We start from the raw sequence: 18,166 nt of genomic DNA on the forward strand, positions 1-18,166 counted from the left end.
GTTGCCCCTGAAATCTAGACCAAGGTTAACCCCTGTCAATGAAGCTATAAGTTTCGGCTTATTTCACTTAAATCATCTTACAATCAGACACCTTATCTCACAGTTAATACTCAGAGCTCCTGACTACGTTCCTGATATATCCAGTCAACTATTTCGCCGTCCGGCGAATAGCCGTTAACCGTTTCACGCAGTAATTGTCTAACCGTGGTGTAGTCGTCTTCTTCAACAGCCACCAGCAAGCGCGACAATTGGTTTTTCAACAACTCCCAGGACAGGAAGTCTTCATGGGCGCTCATGATCATCGGATGCTGCGTGGCGACGACATTGTCACCGATCAACAGCTCTTCGTAGAGTTTTTCACCCGGACGCAACCCCGTGAACTCGATGGAGATATCGCCCTGTGGGTTTTTCTCGGAGCGAATGCTCAAGCCAGAGAGATGCACCATTTTCTCTGCCAGTTCGACGATTTTTACCGGTTCGCCCATGTCCAGCACGAATACATCGCCGCCCTGCCCCATGGAGCCTGCCTGAATCACCAATTGCGCCGCTTCGGGGATGGTCATGAAGTAACGGGTAATCCGCGGATGCGTAACAGTCAGCGGGCCACCGGATTTGATCTGCTTGTGGAACAAGGGAATGACCGAGCCCGAAGAACCCAATACATTGCCAAAGCGAACCATGATGAAGCGGGTCTTGTTGACCTGATAAACCCTGCCTTTGTCACCGAACATGACCGGCGCAGTTTCCCGGCTCAGGGCTTGCAGGACCAACTCAGCCAAACGCTTGGTGCTGCCCATGACATTGGTTGGACGCACAGCCTTATCGGTGGAAATCAATACGAAGTTGGCAACACCGGCCTGTAATGCCGCCTGGGCCGTATTAAGCGTACCGACGACATTATTGATAACACCCTCGGCAATATTGTGCTCGACCATGGGCACATGTTTATAAGCGGCTGCGTGATACACCGTATCGACGCGCCAGGTCTTCATGATATCGAGCATCTTGGGGTGATTGCGTACCGAACCGAGGATCGGCAACAACTTGACCGACAGTGACTCACGGGCAATACGCTGTTCCAGCTCAGAAAGAATGGTGTAAAGATTGAACTCGCTGTGGTCGAACAGCAAAAGCGTCGTCGGCTTGAGTATCAGAATCTGTCGGCATAACTCCGAACCGATCGAGCCGCCGGCACCGGTCACCAGGACGGTCTTGCCTTTGATGCAGTGCTCCAGCAGATCATCTTGAGCAGGCACCGGGTCACGGCCCAACAGGTCGGCGATGTCCACTTCCTGTAGATCATCGACCTTGACCCGACCCGCTGCCAGGTCCATGAACCCCGGCACGCTGCGCACGTGCAGGGGAAAGCCTTCGAGATAACCGAGGACTTCACGACGGCGACCCCGAGTTGAAGACGGGATGGCCAAGAGGATTTCCTGCGCCCCCGTAACATCGATCATGCGTTGGATATGCTTGGGCTTGTACACCTGCAGACCGGAAATGACCCGATTGGAAATCGACTCGTCATCATCGATGAACGCCACCGGGCGCATCAGCCGCCCCATTCGAAGCGCGGCAACCAACTGATTGCCTGCCGCACCGGCACCATAGATCGCTACCTTGAGCAACCCGTCGTCACGATTGGCAAACGGCATATGCTGGGCAGCCGAAAACCAGTCGCCGAGAAAGTACTGACGCATGGCCAGACGCAGCCCGCCGATCATGACCATGCTCAACCACCAGTAGTTGAACATGATGGAACGTGGCACCACCGCCTGGTGGTTGCTGTAGGAGTAGACCACGACACCCAATATCAAGGCTGAAAGACTGACGGCCTTGATGATGGCAATCAGCGCATCATTGCCAAAATAACGCATGACCGCACGGTACATGCCAAAACGAATGAAAAGAGGAATGGCGACAATTGGTGCGCTGATGAATAACCAGGTGTGTTTCTCCAGGGGATTGATAAGATCATCGACCCCCAGGCGAACGACAAACGACATCCAAAGCGCGATCCAGACCAATACAACGTCAGCAGAAACCTGAATTATTCGCTTTTGTCGGCGCGGCAACGCCAATAAAAAAGCTCGTAATTTATTCATGACCCCTTCGAACACCTCTTGTCCTCTCTCTTGCCCCTCGCCGGGAAAACAGAACACCGACTGCGGCGAAGTAGAATATTGTTGCAATTTATATCAAAAATGAAATGTACGTACGCTCAAATGCGCTCCAGCTCACCTGCCCGAAATTTCAGGGCCAGCAAGACTAACGGGACGTAGGCGATACATACCCCCAAAAGGCCATCACCCTCCATGCAGGCAACCCATAGTGCGATGGGAAATAGCCATCCCAAGTTGATCAGCGCAACAGCGACAGTAACCGGCAGATGCCTGCCGAAATGGCGGGAAGCAAACTGATACGCGTGACTGCGATGCGCTTCATAAACCTTGTCTCCGCGTAACAGACGGCGGAACAGGGTCAAGGTTGCGTCAACGATGAAGACACCCAGCAGGATCAGCCACACCCAAAGGAAACGTGGCGCGGCCCAGGCAGCCTGCAGGGACAGAATACCCAGGGCAATCCCAAGGAAACCGCTGCCGGCATCGCCCATGAAGATCCGCGCCGGCGGGAAATTCCAGAACAGAAAACCGGCAACGGCGGCTGCCAGCAATACAGGCGCCCAGGCCAGCTCGGCAAACCCCGTCAGCGCATAAATGATCCCGGCCCCACAGCACGCCGTAAGCGCCTCGACACTGGCAATCCCGTCAATTCCATCCATAAAGTTATAGAGGTTGAGTACCCAGACCAGGTAAAACGCCGCGAGCACATGACCGACAAGACCAAGATCAATAACCGCGCCGAAAAGACTCAGCGGCGCCAACCCACCCAGCCAGAACAATGCCCAGGCAGCAGCGGCAAAATGCCCGAGCAGACGCCACCGAGCAGCGATATGCCCGTGGTCATCCATAAATCCGATGACTGCAATCAGGCCACCGGCACCGATAACCGCCGCCACAGCGTACATCGGCATCAGTTGTTGCCAGCCAAGAACCGCGACGGCGAGGAGAAAAGCGATAACGATGGAAACACCGCCACCTCTAGGCGTCGGCACCGAGTGGGAGCTACGCGCGTTGGGAATATCCATGAGGCTTTTTGACAGCGCATAACGGCGAAGCCCGCCCGTCAGAAACAGCGACAGCACACCTGCCGCAACTACCCACCACCACTCACTCATCGTTTTTATGTTCCAGGAAATAATGCGCCGTTGCTTTCATTGCGTCTTCCACGCTCACCGGTGGCGCCCAGCCCAGCATCGTACAGGTTTTGCCTATATCGACTTGCAGGGAACCACACAGACGCTGGGAAAAAGAGACCTTTCCTACAGCGGCGGCAGCAACTTTCAGCGTCCACATGGGTATGGGGAGCAAGCGGGCGGGTTTGCCAAGGGCGCGGGCCATGTGTTGCAGGAGCCCGGTGGTAGAGAGGTCATTGCCATCACTGACCAGAAAGGTCTGGTTGGCAGCGGCCGGGTGGTGGATGCAAGTCGCAATGAGATCTACCAGATTATCCAGCGCAACGAGACTGCGTTTGTTATGGATAGCACCCAGCGGCAGCGGAACACCCTTGTCCAGCCAGCGCATCATGCTGAGAAAGTTGGCCTTTACTCCAGGACCGTAAACCAGCACAGGGCGAATGATCACCACTTCCATGCCAGTGCGAGCGGCGATTTCACGCAGGCCTTCTTCGGCCCTGGCTTTGGACACACCATAAGGATCGCAAGGATTTACCGCCTGATCGGCGGTAAAAGGCGCGCCGGTCGCTGTTGCCTCGCCGTTTACCTTGATCGAACTGACAAAGATAAAGCGCTTCACCCCGGCCGCAGCGGCCTGCTCGGCAAGATTGAGGGTCCCGGCAACATTGACGCGCAAGTATTCCGCTTCCGGGTTGGCGCTGGTGTCGTGCATGACGTGCACACGGGCGGCAGCGTGGATGACGGCGTGGGCACCGGTGACTAAAGGAGCCCATGAGGTGTCGGGCCCAATTGACGGAATTACAGTAATCTCGGTAGAGGTATCAGAGGATAGATAGCGGCCACGAACGGCCACCCTCAACCCATAGTCGGAGCGTTGACTCAGATAATTCGCAATCGCACCACCGACAAACCCAGAAGCCCCCGTCACGGCGACTAACCTATTAACACAGCTCATTATTTCCTCCCGGAATGCTCGAATGAGATACTTACTTATGGAATGTAAAAACTCAATCGAAATATGCCACCAGACGAGCATTGACCTCCTTCGCGTCAAACTTCTTCTGAGCGATTGCATAACTTTCCAGCCCCATACGTTCTATTTGCTCAGGGTGCTCGATAAAATAACGCATTTTCTCGACCAGAGCCGGAGCAGAGTAAGGCGGAATCAAAAAGCCGTTTTCCCCATCCACTACTGTTTCCCGACAACCGGGAACATCCGTTGTAATCACCGGACGGCCGATCGCCATTGCCTCTTGAGTACTTCTCGGGACGCCTTCTCGATAAAAAGATGGAAGTACAAAAACACTTGAGCGACGCAACCACGCGCTGACATCGTCAACATGTCCGGGGTGTATCACCACCCCTTTATCAACAAGCTCTGACAGCGTTTGCTCGGACAACCCCCCGGGATTCGATCTGTCGAGTCCGCCCAATATAAAAAATTTGACCTCCGGGTATTCAAGTTTTATCAGCCGGGCTGCGCCAACAAATTCATGCACTCCCTTCTCGGCGAGCAAGCGGCCAACAAAAATAAAACTTACGGGTGAGGCGGTCGGTCTTGTATAGGGATAATCCTGAAGGTTCACGCCGATGCCACCTAGCACGCAACTTTTTTTTACACTCAGACGGTAACGGTCGAGCAAATCTTTCGGATCGTCAGGGTTAAGAAAAATCAGTCGCTCAAGGAATCGAAAAGAAAATCGGTATAAAGCCACCTGGACTTTCCTGATCAGGACTTTTTTCAAGCCTTTCTTGCCGGGGTAATCAGTGAATGCATAGCCAAGGCCTTCAAGCATTGCTATCCGTCGCTCAACCCCGGCAAGCCGTGCTGCGAGCGTGCCAAATATCACGGGTTTGACGAAATAGCTAAATACCACCGCAGGGGCAATCTTCCTGATTTGTCTGGCCAACGTTAAACAATTCCAAGCGTCCACCAATGGATTCAGCCCGGCTCGGCTTAATCTGTAGTCCACCGGAATGGCGTTTAAATCCATTATTCTCCGACGGGTGACGTTACAATAGTCGATTGCGAACGCGTAAACCTCGAAACCTTTTTCTACAAGGGTAACTATCAAATCTGATCGGAATCCCAACATGCCGTTAGCGGTGGTCCCTATCAATACAATCTTCATATCAGTGGTTTCCGTAACCGCCGGGGTTTAGCGTCTGCCAATGCCAAGCGTCCCGAATCATGTCCTCCAACCCAAGATCGGCACTCCAGCCCAACTCTCTATGAGCCTTGCTGGCATCAGCCCAAGAGATGGCGATATCTCCCGGTCTGCGTGCAACAATATCGACGGGTATGCTGCAACCTGTGACCTTTTCAAAAGCACCGATAATTTCTTTAACCGAATAACCTACGCCTGTACCGAGATTCCATACGTGATGACCTTTGTTTGAAGAAATATATTCAAGCGCAGCCAAATGACCTTTTGCGAGGTCCACCACATGAATGTAGTCACGAATACCCGTACCATCGGGAGTCTCATAATCATCGCCGTAAATCGACAATACCTTCAACCTCCCCGTGGCGACCTGACTAATATAGGGCATTAAATTATTCGGTACTCCACGGGGATCTTCGCCTATGGCACCACTTGGGTGGGCGCCTATGGGGTTGAAATACCTGAGTGTAGCAATGGACCAATTTTTATAAGAGTTACCCATATCACTCAATATTTGCTCAATCATGAATTTCGACCAGCCGTAAGGACTGGTGGCCGGCGCTTTCGGGCTCGACTCCAACAGCGGAACTTCGACGGGATCTCCATAAACAGTTGCAGAAGAACTAAACACCAAGTGATGAACACCCGCTTCAGCCATTGCTTCGCATAGACATAGCGTACCCGCTACATTAGCCAGATAATACTCCAGGGGTTTACGCGAACTTTCCCCTACCGCTTTAAGCGCGGCAAAATGGATGACCGCATCAATCGAATGGTCAGAAAAAACCTTTTTCAACAATGTCTTGTCAAGTATCGAGCCTTGAACAAAGTCCAGACTACGATGAGCGATGCTGGTTACCTGCTTCAGGGAAGCCGCCGAACTATTGCTCAGATCATCTATTACCACGACCTGTATATTTTTGCATAACAACTCTACAATCGTATGAGAGCCGATATAGCCCGCGCCACCGGTTATGAGAACCTTCATATACCACCCCGTAAAGCGTGAGCCTTTTTATTCAGGTAAACCGTAGCCACACAAATGATGAGCGCCAAATAATTGCATAGCCTTAGTCTGATGGCGGTGCCCATATTGTCGTTCCCGAGCAGCCATACTGTCCCGTAAACCACAGAAAATATTATTAAAAAGCCTACCAACCGGTCCGCAAAACGCCTATTGAGGATCAGATACATAATCCCAGCCATGAAAGGAACGCTTTCGACCAGAAAAAAAATCCAGCTGAGACTATTAGAAAAATAGAACCCCAACATCTGAATGGAAAAGCTCTTCAAAAACAAAGGCGTGAATGATGGTACGGAACCGAAAACCAATCCCAAATTACTACCGCCCTTCAAAGTCGACTCGAACATTGATCGATACAGTAAAATGCTGTCCAGCCCGCCTAATGCATAAATTCCATTGAGCGCTATTAAATAGCCAATAACACACCAACCCGCTGGCAACCTCGCATGGTATATAGCAAAAGAGCACAACCATGCCATCGCGAAAGCGGCCCCCAAATAAGGTCTAAATAGAAACATCACGTAAGACATACAGGCTATTAGTATCATCAACATCAGCCGAGCACGGGCATCTGATGATAAAAAAAAGCGTTTAACCATAAATACCGACATCAAAAACAGAAAACATAAAAATACATCTCGATAAATATCAAGCGCGTAATAGCACAATGTTGGATAACCGCTGACCAAGAGGGCTATGAAACAATATGTTTTTGGGTCACTCATACGATCGCCGACACTCAGCTCAGCAACCATCACGGGTATTACGACGAACCCGAGCATCATCAGTAGGACTTTCACACCGTCTCTGGAATACAACCCATAGTCATTCATCAACCTTAACAGTCGATTCCAGTAATTCGCCAACTTCTCAACGTTACCTAACGCGTAATTGTGATAATAGTCTGCATCATTCCCTTCACCAAACGACCACACCCCTTTTTCCATGGTGTAAATAGCCAGGATCAATTTTATAAAAACCACACCAAGAAATGCTAAAAACAGACTTTTTCGAGAAACACAAAGACGCATTGAACCACCCTCTACATCCGCAAAAATGGCTTATAACCTGACAAAAGAAAATGGACTTATAGCAACTGACCTCTTTCGCCAGAATAAAGCAGCCAATACGGAGGTAGACAGGTTGTAAACCATAAATCCCAACGCCACCGCATACAAACCAAAGGTCGAATAACTCACGGCGATAACACTAAATTGGAGAAGCATTCCAGCAAGCACCACTTTTAGATAAATACTTTTTCTTTGACAGAATTGCAGGGCTGGAAAACCAATACCGAAACATGCCGATAGAATACCGCCCGCCATCAAAAGCAGCATTGACTGCATTGCAACAACTCGATCTACGCCTATGAACTCAAGATAAAAATACCCCACAGGTATAATAATCATGCTCGCACCCAACTGAGCCATCAGCATTATCCTGCCCGACTTGCGCATGTCACCTTCTCCGTCCGCAGCAACCTTTGAAGTCTCTGGAATGACTAGATTAAATGTGGAGTGCACCGCCACCAATACAACCGTATAGAGTGTCTGTGCTGCAAAGTAGGAGGCCAATTCTTCAGCGCCACCCCAGTAATTTATAAATAATCGATCTGCCTGAAAAACCAGAGTTATTATTATTTGCGGCATTACAATTGGAATACCTGCCTGCTTGATTTTCAGCCAGTCCCTCAAATCAAGAGAGAAGTTTATACTCCATAGCTTTTTCTTTTTGACGTAGATAAACAGGAATGGCATGCCAAGCCAAAATGCCGAATAAGCAACAATTACAAGAGCATCAAACTCCATGTCTGCCTGTGACAAAATGATTGCCGACATTACGAGGAACGGTATAACGGCTCGACTGAATTCAAAACAGAGAGAGGCGGCAATATTTTTCTTCCTCACCACTAACAGCGCAGCCAACAACGCGGTAAAACCTACAGGCACAGCTCCTGCCAACCCGTAACTCCAGTGTCCATAGCTCGACAACGCACAAAAAAACATTAACGAGACTACGATACCATCCAGCGCCTTATGGCCTAACCAAGTGGTGATCGGCACATCACCGTCATTATTATATTTATCCACGACAGTGACCGCATCCCCCCAGAGGAAGAAGATGGTCATGAGATTAAAAAAAAACATAAATAGCGAGTAACTTGCCAGTTCGGCACTCGAATAATATCGCCCCACCAACAATATGGCCAACAGCGTCCCGAGCCCCGAAGCACCTCTTATTGAGTAAACAATCAACACTTTCAACAGCATCGATTTTCTGAGCCTTATGTTTTCACTCATACTACCAACGCCTGCTTTTATTAATGCACTCATACATCAAACTTAACATCCCAATGCGCAACCATCACCAGTTGAGCGAAGCGGCGAGGATTTTGCACGGTTTTTATTTTTTTGCAATGAGTGACAAATTCACTTTTGGAGAGCTATCGATCGACCAGCATTGATATCGACCAACAAAAACGGGCACCCGGATAAGGGCTGATCAGAAACTTACATTAGATATAAGCAATTCACTCAAGGTATGTAGAACTTTCCTACGGAAAAATCGTACACATACTACGTAGTAAATGCATTACTTTCGGGAGCGAAGGTTTTTTACGAAAAAGTATGGTCAGACAGAAACAGGACGATCGGAAGAGAATCTTTATAGATTTGACCCGTCTGTGCGAGGTCAGCACATTCAAGCATAACGCTTGGTAACTTTTAGAATACTGAATCGCTGGAGAAGCGATTCAGATAGAGCGTTGAGCCACTGGCTTGCGCTTCTTGCGCAGCCCGACCGCCCAACCCAAAAGCGGCCCAATCAACATGCCGACCAACAGCGCGGCGATAATCGGCACAGCAAGGACCAATTCTGGAGACGACCAGCCAAAGAACACCAGCGAAACGATCTGCCGGTTCTCAAGAACAAACACTATGGTCGATACGATAAGCAGCAATGCGATGATCGCTGTAAGGATTCGCGTGAACATCCGCATTTTCAGCTCCTTTCGGGAGGCCTAGAGCCCCTCTTCTTCGTCTTCGTTGACCCGATCACGCAGCTCCTTGCCTGGCTTGAAGTGCGGAACGAACTTGCCGTCGAGGCTTACCGACTGCCCGGTCTTCGGGTTGCGCCCGACCCGTGGTGCCCGGTAATGCAGCGAGAAGCTGCCAAAGCCGCGAATTTCGATGCGATCGCCTGTCGCCAGGCATTGCGACATCTGCTCAAGCATGGTCTTGATGGCCAACTCGACATCCTTGGATGAGAGCAGCCCCTGATGGGTGACAATTCGTTCGATCAACTCCGACTTCGTCATATTTTTCCCTTCTTTTTCAAGCAGCTAGGACAGCGCTCCGAAGGTTTTAGCATGACCTGAGGGATTTGAACAGCCCAAGTATTGACTTATATAACAACATCCATGTCATCCATGAAGATATTGCATGGGCGTGACAGCGGCTTAGCAGACGCCATCCCTTCCATCACACGCTCTTTTTCCTGAAATCGCCCTGGGAGGCCCTGAGGGCGCTTCTGCCCGCACACTCGGCCCAGCCTCGTGCCTTTTCGAGACTGCCCGAATCGCGGCCACAAAAAAGGGCGACCGAAGTCGCCCTTTTTCATGGTCCAGCAGAACTTAGTTCTGTTTTTCCATTTGTGCGCGCAACAGGTCACCAAGAGTGGTAGGACCAGTGTTTTCAGCGGTGTCAGGCTTGCTACGCAGGCTCTGAATCGCTTCTTTCTCGTCTTCAACGTCTTTCGACTTGATGGACAAGCTGATTACGCGGCTCTTGCGGTCAACGCTGATGATCTTGGCTTCGATCTCTTCGCCTTCTTTCAGAACGTTACGCGCGTCTTCAACGCGGTCACGGCTGATCTCGGAGGCTTTGAGGGTCGCTTCGATGTCGTCGGCCAGGGTGATGATAGCGCCTTTGGCGTCAACTTCTTTCACGATACCGCGGACGATTGCGCCTTTGTCATTGACAGTGACGTACTCGGAGAACGGATCGCTTTCCAGCTGCTTGATACCCAGGGAGATACGCTCGCGCTCTGGATCAACAGACAGGATAACGGTGTCGAGTTCGTCGCCCTTCTTGAAGCGACGTACGGCTTCTTCGCCCACTTCGTTCCAGGAGATGTCGGACAGGTGAACCAGGCCGTCGATGCCACCGTCCAGACCAATGAAGATACCGAAATCGGTGATCGACTTGATGGTGCCGGAGATTTTATCGCCCTTGTTGAACTGGCCAGAGAAATCTTCCCATGGGTTAGATTTGCACTGCTTGATGCCGAGGGAGATACGACGACGCTCTTCGTCGATGTCCAGAACCATGACTTCCACTTCGTCGCCGACTTGTACGACTTTCGAAGGGTGGATGTTCTTGTTGGTCCAGTCCATTTCGGAAACGTGTACCAGGCCTTCCACGCCTTCTTCCAGCTCTGCGAAGCAGCCGTAGTCGGTCAGGTTGGTTACACGCGCGGTAACGCGGGTGCTTTCCGGGTAGCGAGCCTTGATAGCAACCCATGGGTCTTCGCCCAGTTGCTTCAGGCCCAGGGAAACACGATTGCGCTCGCGATCGTACTTCAGGACTTTTACATCGATCTCATCGCCAACGTTGACGATTTCCGATGGATGCTTGATACGCTTCCAAGCCATGTCGGTAATGTGCAGCAGGCCATCGACGCCACCCAGATCGACGAATGCGCCGTAATCGGTGAGGTTCTTGACGATACCTTTGACTTGTTGGCCTTCCTGCAAGGATTCCAGCAGAGCTTCGCGCTCGGCGCTGTTCTCGGCTTCCAGGACGCTGCGACGGGAAACGACAACGTTGTTGCGTTTCTGGTCGAGTTTGATGACCTTGAATTCGAGCTCTTTGCCTTCCAGGTGAGTGGTGTCACGCACAGGGCGGACGTCAACCAGAGAACCAGGCAGGAACGCACGGATGCCGTTAACGTCGACAGTGAAGCCGCCTTTAACCTTACCGTTGATAACGCCCTTGACCACTTCTTCAGCAGCGAAAGCCGCTTCCAGAACAATCCAGCACTCAGCGCGCTTGGCTTTTTCGCGGGACAGCTTGGTTTCGCCAAAGCCGTCTTCGACCGCGTCCAGAGCAACGTGAACTTCGTCACCGACCTTGATGGTCAGCTCGCCAGCGTCGTTGTAGAACTGCTCGAGCGGGATGACACCCTCGGACTTCAGGCCAGCGTGTACAGTTACCCAGTCACCGTCGATGTCGACAACGATACCGGTAATGATTGCGCCCGGCTGAAGGTTAAGGGTTTTCAGGCTTTCTTCAAAAAGTTCTGCAAAGCTTTCGCTCATTTTAATTCCTGTTGATCAAGGGCGAAGAATACGCCCATCTGCCACGCTCCAGACAACGTGGGTTTCGTTCATATGAAAGGAAGCCTGCGGGACTCGGTCTGGTCTCCCACATGGCTCCTTGGTCACCCGGCGATATCGCGCAGGGCGATTTCACTTCGGATGCGTTCAAGCACCTGCTCGATAGACAACTCGGTAGAGTCCAGCTGGATGGCGTCTTGCGCCGGCTTGAGCGGGGCTACCGCTCGCTGGGTGTCACGCTCGTCGCGCGCACATATCTCTTCTAGCAGACTCGACAGACTAACATCATCGCCCTTGGCCTTCAACTGCAAGTAACGACGACGTGCACGTTCCTCGGCACTGGCGGTGAGGAAAATCTTCAAGGGGGCGTCAGGGAAGACCACCGTACCCATGTCCCGGCCGTCGGCCACCAGCCCCGGCTCTTCCTGGAAGGCACGCTGGCGCTGCAGCAGCGCATCGCGCACCGCCGGCAGCGAAGCCACCTGGGAAGCACCGCTGCCGATCTGTTCGTTACGGATCGAATGGGTGACGTCTTCGCCTTCAAGAACGATGCGCTGACCACCGCCCGCCACCGTCTCGAACTGCACGTCGAGATGGGCGGCCAGCAGCTTGAGGGCTTCTTCGTTGGTCAGGTCGACACCATGGTTGCGGGCGGCGAATGCCAGCAGGCGATACAGCGCGCCCGAATCGAGCAGACACCAACCCAGGTGCTTGGCCAACAGGCCGGCAACGGTTCCCTTTCCGGATCCGCTAGGCCCATCGATAGTGATGACTGGAGCCTTGGCTTTCACGAATGCACCTCCTGCACGACACCAAGACCAACCTGTGCGCACAGCTCAATAAAATTAGGAAAGGACGTGGCCACATTAGCGCAATCACGTACGCGAATGGCGGCACTCGCCCGCAAAGATGCAACACTGAACGCCATGGCGATACGATGATCGCCACGGGCATCGACCTCACCACCGCCGATGGCACCGCCATCGATGATGATGCCGTCCGGTGTCGGTTCGACTTGCACACCCAGTGCCAGCAGGCCATCGGCCATGGCCTGGATTCGATCGGATTCCTTGACGCGCAACTCTTCGGCACCGCGCAGCACGGTACGCCCTTCGGCACAGGCCGCCGCGACGAACAGCACCGGGAACTCATCGATTGCCAGCGGCACCAAGGCCTCGGGAATCTCGATGCCTTTCAGTCGGGCCGAGCGCACGCGCAGGTCAGCCACCGGCTCACCGCCGACTTCACGCTGATTTTCCAGAGTGATGTTACCCCCCATCAGCCGCAGGATCTCGATGACGCCAACCCGGGTCGGGTTGACGCCGACATGTTCCAGCAAAAGCTCAGAACCCTCGGCAATCGATGCCGCGACCATAAAGAATGCTGCCGACGAAATGTCAGCCGGCACCTCGATATGGGTCGCCGTGAGACGATGACCGGACTCCAGGGTCGCCCGATTGGCTTTGACGCAAACCGGATAACCAAAGCCGCGCAACAGACGCTCGGTATGATCGCGGGTGGTCGCAGGTTCACTGACGCTGGTTTGACCGTCGGCATACAGACCGGCCAGCAGCAGGCAGGATTTGACCTGAGCGCTGGCCATGGGCATTTCGTATTTCAGGGCCTTGAGCGTGTGACCACCGCGAATGACCAGCGGCGGCCGACCATCGGCAGCGGTCTCGATCACTGCCCCCATTTCGCGCAACGGCCCTGCCACGCGCGCCATCGGGCGTCGCGATAACGAGGCATCGCCGGTCAGTGTGGTGTCGAAACTCTGTGCCGCCAGCAAACCGGCCAGCAGACGCATCGAAGTGCCGGAGTTACCCAGATAGATCGGACCGGGCGGTGATTTCAAACCATGCAGGCCGACGCCATGAATGGTCACGCGACCATGATGCGGACCTTCGATGACCACGCCCATGTCGCGGAACGCCTGGATGGTCGCCAGGGCATCTTCGCCCTCGAGAAAGCCTTCGACCTCGGTAGCGCCGTCGGCCAGTGAGCCGAGCATGATCGCGCGATGGGAAATCGATTTGTCCCCCGGCACGCGAATACGCCCGTTGACGCTGCCACCGGGGCCCGCCAGAAAGCTGATATTGCGGGTATGTGCCGCAGGCTCGACATAAGCCCGCCGTGCCAGGATCTTGCCAAAATGCTCTCGCGCCACCCGCGCACGGGTAAATACCCCGAGCAATTGATGACCGTCACCGGCATCAATGGCATCACGCAACACATCAAGGTCACCGCGAAAAGTATCCAGGGTGCGAAGTACCGCCTCGCGGTTGGCCAGGAAGATGTCGTGCCACATTACCGGGTCACTGCCGGCGATTCGGGTGAAATCACGAAAGCCTCCGGCAGCGTAACGGAAGATATCCAGGTTCTCGTTGCGTTTGGCCAGGGAGTCCACCAGGCCGAATGCCAACAGATGCGGCAGGTGACTGGTCGCGGCAAGCACTTCGTCATGCCGCTGCACTTGCATATGCTCCACATCCGCACCCAACTCGCGCCATAACCGATCGACCACCGCCAGGGCATCAGGATCAGTCTCGGGCAGCGGAGTGAGGATGACCTTGTGCCGTTTGAACAACTGCGAATTCGACGCCTCCACCCCGCTCTGCTCGGACCCGGCAATCGGGTGTCCGGGCACGAAACGCGGTGGCATGGCGCCAAAAGCCGCACCGGCCGCACGCACCACATTGCCCTTGGCACTGCCGACGTCGGTCAGCACGGCATTGCCCAGGTCCATGGTTGCCAGCAGCCCCAGCAACTTTTCCATGGCCAGGATCGGCACCGCCAGTTGAATGACATCGGCACCGCGACAGGCAACGACAATGTCTTCTTCGCAGCGATCAACCACCCCAAGCTCAACCGCCAGACGGCGCGATTGCGGGTCCAGGTCTACACCTACCACTTCGCCGCACAGGCCGCTTTCACGCAGGCCCTTGGCAAAGGAACCGCCAATGAGGCCGAGGCCGATCACCACCAGGCGCCCGATCATAGGCTGGCCTGATTGCACTGAGATGACATCAACCACGCGCCAGAACCTTGGCCAGGGCCTCGAGGAAGCGGGTGTTCTCGGCGGGCAGACCAATGCTGACGCGCAGATGATTCGGCATGCCATAACCACCGATCGGACGCACGATCACGCCTTCGCGCAGCAGCCCTTGATAGACCGGCGCCGCTTCACGCGCAAGATCGATGGCGATGAAGTTGGCTTTCGAGGGAATCCACTTCAGGCCCAGCAGACGCAGACCACCTTCCAGTTGTTCCATGCCGACTTCATTGAGCTGGCGACTTTTCTCGACATACTCGACATCATCCAGCGCGGCGCAGGCAGCGGCCAGGGCCAGGCTGTTGACATTGAAGGGCTGACGCACGCGATTGAGCACATCGGCCACCTGCGGAGTCGACAACGCATAACCCACACGCAGCGACGCCAGGCCATACGCTTTGGAGAAGGTGCGCGAAACCAGCAGATTGGGGAAGTCGGCCAGATAATTCAGGCCATCGGGCAGCTCGGCGCCTGCGGCGTATTCGATATAGGCCTCGTCCAGCACCACCAGCACGTCTTTCGGCACGGCGGCGAGGAACGCAGCCAGGGCATCCGGCCCGAACCAGGTGCCGGTCGGGTTGTTCGGGTTGGCGACAAACACCACGCGGGTATTGCTGTCGATGGCCGCCAGCATGGCCGTCAGGTCATGCCCCCAGTCCTTGGCTGGCGCAACACGGGCGTCAGCGCCGACCGCCTGGGTAACGATGGGATAGATGGCGAAGGCGAATTCGCTAAACACCGCGTTCAGGCCCGGCGCCAGGTAAGCGCGAGCTACCAGTTCGAGTATGTCGTTGGAACCGTTGCCCAGGGTGACCTGGCTGGCCTGCACATTGCAGCGAGCAGCAAGGCGTTGCTTCAGATCGAAGCCGTTGCCGTCCGGATAACGGGTCAGTTCAGCAAGTTCGCTACGAATTGCTTCGAGCGCCCTGGGGCTGGCGCCCAGCGGATTCTCGTTGCTCGCCAGCTTGATGATCTGCGCCGGGTCCAGGCCCAGCTCACGCGCCAGCTCATCAACCGGCTTGCCCGGAACGTAAGGCGATAGTTTTTGCACGCCCGGCTGAGCCAGGGCGAGGAAGTCGACGCTCATGTATCGCCCCTGTCAGAGAACCGCTTTCGGGTAGGAACCCAGTACCTTGAGTGCAACCGCTTCCTGGCTGATCTGCTCCAGTACGGCCTTGACCAGCGGATCGCGGTGATGGCCGACGAAATCGATGAAGAACACGTAGGTCCATTTACCACTGCGCGAGGGCCGGGTCTCGATGCGAGTCAGGTCGATGCCGTTCTCGTGGAAAGGCACCAGCAGCTCATGGAGCGCGCCGGGCTTGTTGCTCATCGAGACAATGATCGAAGTCTTGTCGTCACCGGTCGGCGGCACTTCCTGACTGCCGATGATCAGGAAGCGCGTCGAGTTGTCCGGACGGTCCTCGATCTTCTCGGCAATGCGCGTCAGGCCGTACAGGCCTGCGGACATGTCGCCGGCGATGGCCGCAGAGTTCCACTCACCCTTGACTCGCTTGGCGGCCTCGGCATTGCTGGCGACGGCGATGCGCTCGACATTCGGGTAGTGCGCGTCCAGCCACTTGCGGCACTGGGCCAGGGACTGGGCGTGGGAATAGATGCGACTGATGCTTTCGGTCTTCGTGTTTTCACCGACCAGCAGGTGGTGGTGAATACGCAGCTCGACTTCGCCACAGATGACCATGTCATGTTCGAGGAAGCTGTCCAACGTATGGTTGACCGCGCCTTCGGTAGAGTTTTCCACCGGCACCACGCCGAAGTTCACCGCACCGGCGGCGACTTCCCGGAACACTTCGTCGATAGCCGCCATCGGACGACTGATCACGGCGTTGCCGAAATGCTTGATCGCCGCAGCCTGGGTGAAGGTGCCCTCAGGGCCGAGGTAAGCCACTTTCAGCGGCTGCTCCAGGGCCAGGCACGACGACATGATTTCGCGGAACAGCCGCGCCATCTCTTCGTTGCTCAGCGGGCCACGGTTACGCTCCATGACGCGCTTGAGCACCTGGGCCTCACGCTCGGGCCGGTAGAATACCGGCACCTCGCCTTCAGCCAGGGACGCCATTTTCACCCGTGCCACTTCCTGAGCGCAGCGGGCGCGCTCGCTGATCAGTTCCAGGACTTTCTCGTCCAGGCTGTCGATGCGGACCCGCAGGGCCTTGAGTTCCTGTTCGGACATTAGCCGTGTTCCTTCTCGAACTCAGCCATGTACGCCACCAGCGCATTGACTGCGTGGATATCCACCGCGTTGTAGATGGAGGCACGCATGCCGCCCACCGAACGGTGTCCCTTGAGGTTAAGCAGCCCGCGCGCTTCGGCACCCGCGAGGAACGGCTTGTCCAGACGATCATCGGCCAGACGGAACGGCACGTTCATCCACGAACGATCGGGCTTGTTGATCGGGTTGCTGTACAGGCCGCTGGCATCGATAAAATCGTAGAGGGTGCGCTGCTTGACGTCGTTGAGCCTGGCGATGGCTTCGACACCGCCCTGCTCCTTCAGCCACTCGAACACCAGGCCGGACAGGTACCAGGCCAGGGTCGGCGGGGTGTTGTACATCGAGGCGTTGTCGGCCGCGACCTTGTAGTTGAGCATGGTCGGGCAGATCGAACGGGCACGACCCAGCAGGTCTTCACGAATGATATTGACCACGATGCCGCTCGGGCCGATGTTCTTCTGGGCACCGGCGTAGATCATGCCGAAACGCGAGATATCCACCGGGCGCGAGAGAATGTCGGAAGACATGTCGGCGACCAATGGCACGTCGCCAGTCTCGGGAATCCAGTTGAATTCCAGGCCACCGATGGTTTCGTTCGGCGCGTAGTGAACGTAAGCGGCGTCTTTCGACAGTTTCCACTCGTTCTGGCCGGGAATGGCGAAATAGTCGTAAGACTTGGCGCTGGCCGCGACATTGACGTTGCCATAGCGCGACGCTTCTTCAATGGCTTTCTGCGACCAGATACCGGTGTCGATATAGTCGGCAGTAGCGTCTTCGGGCAGCAGGTTCAGCGGAATCTGGCTGAATTGCTGGCTGGCGCCGCCTTGCAGGAACAGCACTTTATAGTTGGACGGAATGTTCAGCAGGTCACGCAGGTCCTGCTCGGCCTTATTGGCGATGGACACGAACTCATCGCTGCGATGGCTCATTTCCATGACCGACAGGCCCTTGCCTTGCCAATCCAGAAGTTCCGCCTGGGCACGCAGCAGAACAGCTTCAGGAAGCGCAGCAGGACCTGCGCAGAAGTTAAAGGCTCGCTTGCTCATATCCACTCTCACTACGGCCCCGAAAACACCGACACCTTATCGGGCTCTCAGGCGG

Annotated in this window: 15 protein-coding genes; all 15 read right to left on the reverse strand. The window is 54.7% G+C overall.

What is annotated here, in order from left to right; genetic code table 11:
• Positions 1-110: 110 nt before the first annotated feature.
• The 15 genes from ACCD02_RS16035 to serC all read right to left on the reverse strand — a co-directional run bounded on the left by ACCD02_RS16035 (position 111) and on the right by serC (position 18,111).
• Complete coding sequence (locus tag ACCD02_RS16035) at positions 111-2,105, reverse strand: polysaccharide biosynthesis protein (RefSeq protein ID WP_413303547.1); 1,995 nt, start codon at positions 2,103-2,105, stop codon at positions 111-113.
• Between the two features lie 116 nt (positions 2,106-2,221).
• Positions 2,222-3,238 (reverse strand): MraY family glycosyltransferase, encoded by a 1,017-nt coding sequence (locus ACCD02_RS16040; protein WP_413303550.1) that lies wholly within the window; start codon positions 3,236-3,238, stop codon positions 2,222-2,224.
• Entirely contained in the window at positions 3,231-4,211 is a 981-nt protein-coding gene (locus ACCD02_RS16045) for a UDP-glucose 4-epimerase family protein (protein WP_413303802.1), read from the reverse strand. Before ACCD02_RS16045 ends, ACCD02_RS16040 begins: the two co-directional genes overlap by 8 nt.
• Before the next feature lie 52 nt (positions 4,212-4,263).
• Positions 4,264-5,388, reverse strand: a complete 1,125-nt coding sequence (locus tag ACCD02_RS16050) for a glycosyltransferase family 4 protein (protein WP_413303552.1) — start codon at positions 5,386-5,388, stop codon at positions 4,264-4,266.
• A gap of 1 nt (position 5,389) precedes the next feature.
• On the reverse strand, positions 5,390-6,409 hold the full coding sequence (galE, locus tag ACCD02_RS16055; RefSeq protein WP_413303554.1) for a UDP-glucose 4-epimerase GalE: 1,020 nt from the start codon (positions 6,407-6,409) through the stop codon (positions 5,390-5,392).
• Entirely contained in the window at positions 6,406-7,476 is a 1,071-nt protein-coding gene (locus ACCD02_RS16060) for a hypothetical protein (RefSeq protein WP_413303557.1), read from the reverse strand. Before ACCD02_RS16060 ends, galE begins: the two co-directional genes overlap by 4 nt.
• Positions 7,477-7,506: 30 nt before the next feature.
• Positions 7,507-8,745, reverse strand: coding sequence for a lipopolysaccharide biosynthesis protein (locus ACCD02_RS16065; protein ID WP_413303559.1), 1,239 nt, complete (start codon positions 8,743-8,745; stop codon positions 7,507-7,509).
• 452 nt (positions 8,746-9,197) lie between these two features.
• A complete protein-coding gene (locus ACCD02_RS16070) occupies positions 9,198-9,443 on the reverse strand; it encodes a lipopolysaccharide assembly protein LapA domain-containing protein (protein ID WP_413303562.1) in 246 nt (81 codons plus the stop codon).
• Positions 9,444-9,464: 21 nt separating this feature from the next.
• Positions 9,465-9,761 (reverse strand): integration host factor subunit beta, encoded by a 297-nt coding sequence (gene ihfB, locus ACCD02_RS16075; protein ID WP_003369729.1) that lies wholly within the window; start codon positions 9,759-9,761, stop codon positions 9,465-9,467.
• A 315-nt stretch (positions 9,762-10,076) separates the two neighbouring features.
• Positions 10,077-11,762 (reverse strand): 30S ribosomal protein S1, encoded by a 1,686-nt coding sequence (gene rpsA, locus ACCD02_RS16080; RefSeq protein ID WP_259099365.1) that lies wholly within the window; start codon positions 11,760-11,762, stop codon positions 10,077-10,079.
• A gap of 122 nt (positions 11,763-11,884) precedes the next feature.
• Positions 11,885-12,571, reverse strand: coding sequence for a (d)CMP kinase (cmk, locus tag ACCD02_RS16085; RefSeq protein ID WP_259099363.1), 687 nt, complete (start codon positions 12,569-12,571; stop codon positions 11,885-11,887).
• The gene (locus tag ACCD02_RS16090) at positions 12,568-14,778 is read right to left on the reverse strand and encodes a bifunctional prephenate dehydrogenase/3-phosphoshikimate 1-carboxyvinyltransferase (protein ID WP_413303566.1); all 2,211 of its coding nucleotides are present in this window, start codon (positions 14,776-14,778) and stop codon (positions 12,568-12,570) included. The genes cmk and ACCD02_RS16090 overlap by 4 nt, the downstream gene beginning before the upstream one ends.
• A 28-nt stretch (positions 14,779-14,806) precedes the next feature.
• Positions 14,807-15,919, reverse strand: a complete 1,113-nt coding sequence (gene hisC / locus ACCD02_RS16095; RefSeq protein ID WP_413303569.1) for a histidinol-phosphate transaminase — start codon at positions 15,917-15,919, stop codon at positions 14,807-14,809.
• 12 nt (positions 15,920-15,931) lie between these two features.
• Entirely contained in the window at positions 15,932-17,026 is a 1,095-nt protein-coding gene (gene pheA / locus ACCD02_RS16100) for a prephenate dehydratase (protein WP_259099358.1), read from the reverse strand.
• Positions 17,026-18,111, reverse strand: coding sequence for a 3-phosphoserine/phosphohydroxythreonine transaminase (serC, locus tag ACCD02_RS16105; RefSeq protein WP_413303573.1), 1,086 nt, complete (start codon positions 18,109-18,111; stop codon positions 17,026-17,028). The genes pheA and serC overlap by 1 nt, the downstream gene beginning before the upstream one ends.
• Positions 18,112-18,166 lie beyond the last annotated feature (55 nt).

It is taken from the genome of Pseudomonas sp. Pseusp88, assembly GCF_047303955.1.
GTDB lineage: Bacteria > Pseudomonadota > Gammaproteobacteria > Pseudomonadales > Pseudomonadaceae > Aquipseudomonas.

Coding starts and splice junctions, on each gene's coding strand:
- ACCD02_RS16050 (WP_413303552.1), bottom strand. CDS start 5,388: ATGAAGATTGTATTGATAGGGACCACCGCTAACGGCATGTTGGGATTC.
- galE (WP_413303554.1), bottom strand. CDS start 6,409: ATGAAGGTTCTCATAACCGGTGGCGCGGGCTATATCGGCTCTCATACG.
- ACCD02_RS16090 (WP_413303566.1), bottom strand. CDS start 14,778: ATGATCGGGCGCCTGGTGGTGATCGGCCTCGGCCTCATTGGCGGTTCC.
- ACCD02_RS16060 (WP_413303557.1), bottom strand. CDS start 7,476: ATGCGTCTTTGTGTTTCTCGAAAAAGTCTGTTTTTAGCATTTCTTGGT.
- ACCD02_RS16045 (WP_413303802.1), bottom strand. CDS start 4,211: ATGAGCTGTGTTAATAGGTTAGTCGCCGTGACGGGGGCTTCTGGGTTT.
- pheA (WP_259099358.1), bottom strand. CDS start 17,026: ATGTCCGAACAGGAACTCAAGGCCCTGCGGGTCCGCATCGACAGCCTG.
- ACCD02_RS16065 (WP_413303559.1), bottom strand. CDS start 8,745: ATGAGTGAAAACATAAGGCTCAGAAAATCGATGCTGTTGAAAGTGTTG.
- ACCD02_RS16035 (WP_413303547.1), bottom strand. CDS start 2,105: ATGAATAAATTACGAGCTTTTTTATTGGCGTTGCCGCGCCGACAAAAG.
- ACCD02_RS16040 (WP_413303550.1), bottom strand. CDS start 3,238: ATGAGTGAGTGGTGGTGGGTAGTTGCGGCAGGTGTGCTGTCGCTGTTT.
- ihfB (WP_003369729.1), bottom strand. CDS start 9,761: ATGACGAAGTCGGAGTTGATCGAACGAATTGTCACCCATCAGGGGCTG.
- ACCD02_RS16070 (WP_413303562.1), bottom strand. CDS start 9,443: ATGCGGATGTTCACGCGAATCCTTACAGCGATCATCGCATTGCTGCTT.
- hisC (WP_413303569.1), bottom strand. CDS start 15,919: ATGAGCGTCGACTTCCTCGCCCTGGCTCAGCCGGGCGTGCAAAAACTA.
- rpsA (WP_259099365.1), bottom strand. CDS start 11,762: ATGAGCGAAAGCTTTGCAGAACTTTTTGAAGAAAGCCTGAAAACCCTT.
- serC (WP_413303573.1), bottom strand. CDS start 18,111: ATGAGCAAGCGAGCCTTTAACTTCTGCGCAGGTCCTGCTGCGCTTCCT.